The organism is Haloferula chungangensis (assembly GCF_042664875.1).
Taxonomy (GTDB): domain Bacteria; phylum Verrucomicrobiota; class Verrucomicrobiia; order Verrucomicrobiales; family Akkermansiaceae; genus Haloferula; species Haloferula chungangensis.
In genome coordinates, this window is record NZ_JBHTBS010000041.1 from 1 (window position 1) to 2,092 (window position 2,092).

1 protein-coding gene is annotated in these 2,092 nt (G+C 57.3%); it reads right to left on the reverse strand.

Annotation, left to right across the window (positions count from 1 at the left end; translation table 11 throughout):
• Window positions 1-320: 320 nt before the first annotated feature.
• Complete coding sequence (locus ACFQY0_RS21040) at window positions 321-623, reverse strand: GIY-YIG nuclease family protein (RefSeq protein ID WP_379716981.1); 303 nt, start codon at window positions 621-623, stop codon at window positions 321-323.
• Window positions 624-2,092 lie beyond the last annotated feature (1,469 nt).

Below are 2,092 nucleotides of genomic sequence, written 5' to 3' on the forward strand. Positions count from 1 at the left end.
GGGTCCACCGCCGTCTTCATTGCCGGAAAAAGCCAGAACCACTCGAAGCTCTCGCCCGCCCGACTGAACTTCCGCGCCAGCGCATTGGGCATCCACACACCGGCCAGCCCCGCCTTTCGGTCCCACGTAAAACCTGCGGTCACGTGGCTTCCCTCGGAGAAGCGTGGATCCAAACTCAAAATCGCGTGAGGCGAAGCCTTTTACGCGACCGCTGCGCACCGTCAGCGTTCCGCGCTCCAAGTCCACATCCTTGATCCGCACCCTGACCAATTCCCACGTAAAGCCTCCGGCCACGTAATTTAAACACATAGAACCTCCGGTCACGAGGTTTCCCGCCTCGGATACCGTGCGAAATGGTTTCTCAATTGCTTATCGAGAAATCGTCTTCCACCACCACTCTTCAGGAAGACCTCCCTACCCAAAGCATCCGATTCCTGAAGATAGGCCTCATAGTAAATCAGCATCCATGGGCGACGCCCCTTGGTGCTTTGAGATTCGCCGCTCTGATGTTCTTCGAATCTCCTCCGCAAATCTGCGGTCATCCCGATATACAAACCAGAATCCATCTCCGACTGGAGCACGTAGACGTAAATCATACCCAACTTCTTCTTTAAAAGAATCAACAGAGCCGAGGTTCCTTACTCGAACAATCATCGCGTGAGGCGCAGCCTTTTACGCGGGGATCGCGTGAGGCGCAGCCTTTTACGCGACCAGTCCTCGCGCTCCGCACCCTCGCGCAGAACCTCCGAGCGCCAGAACCCACGCACCGCCTCCCTTCCAGCCGGCAACTCGTAGCGTAACCGAAAATTCTCGAACCACTCCAGCGCCACTAAAAACCCCGACCGCTCACCATCCGACAATCCACGAAAATTCGAAAGATCCTTTCTCCAGCACCAACGAGACTTCAACGCACTCATAACGTTCAGCCCTAAATGAGGAAAATGGAGGAGTCAATTCGGAACTGCACTTTTGAACAGTTCTGTGAACAAGACGCTTCAGCACCAAGACGAAAATCATTCACTGAAGTTAAGGAAGTTTCCCCGAAAACCTCCCCATCAAAATCGGAGCGCCAACACGAATCCGCTCTTGGAGCCGGTATATCACCCGCCGTCCAAGCTGACCTTTTCGTTCCGAGCCAACTCCCTGATATACCGGCTCGCCGGCGCGAAAATCCTTGTCAAACCAAGGTTCTCACCGCCAAGCTCCCCTCAAGTTCGTTCCTGATACCCTTCACGGAACGCCTACGAATAAAACTGTTCTCGTGGAATGTTGAGCCTCTGGGTTCTGAGGGTGTGGCAGCAGACCGAGTCGGAGATAGGTCGACCTAATCGAAGTTTTCGAGCTTCAGGAGCTTTGCTGACCGGAGCGAGCATCATGCGGTGGGCAGCAGAGGAGCGGCCAGGAGAGATCGGTCCGGGCACGTGACAGACTCTGTTAGATTGTCTGTCTGCTTCGCCGGGGCTCTGCATCATCACCGCTCGGAGTGTCTCGTGGGATGGAGTCGGCGCTCGATCGGGTATTTTCCCGTGGCGGACCGCGGCCTCCGCGAAGATCTCCCCGCCCCCAAGACCGCCCAACGAGAACAAGGCGCTCGAGGACGACCCCTTTCAGCGGCTGTGTTGAGTTCTTGCCGCCAGCTTCGAAAGCTGCTTGGCTGCCCGCAGCCTTCCCGGTGAGCTCACCGGATCGCCTCAGCTCAAACGTTCTCGTGGAATGTAGAGCCTCTGGGTTTTGAGGGTGTGGCAGAAGACCGAGTCGGAGATAGGTCGAGCTTGTCGAGGTTTCGGAGCGCCCGGAGCTTTGCTGACCGGGGTGATCATCATGCGGGGGGCAGCAGAGGAGCAGCCAGGAGAGATCGGACCGGCCACGTGACAGACTATGTTAGCTTATCTGTCTGCTTCGCCGAGGCTCCGTATCATCACCGCTCGGAGTGTCTCGTGGGATGGGGTCGGCGCTCGATCGGGTATTTTCCCGTGGCGGACCGCGGCCTCCGCGAAGAACTCCCCGCCCCCAAGACCGCCCAACGAGAACAAGGCGCTCGAGGACGACCCCTTTCAGCGGTTGTGTTGAGTTCTTGCCGCCAGCTTCGAAA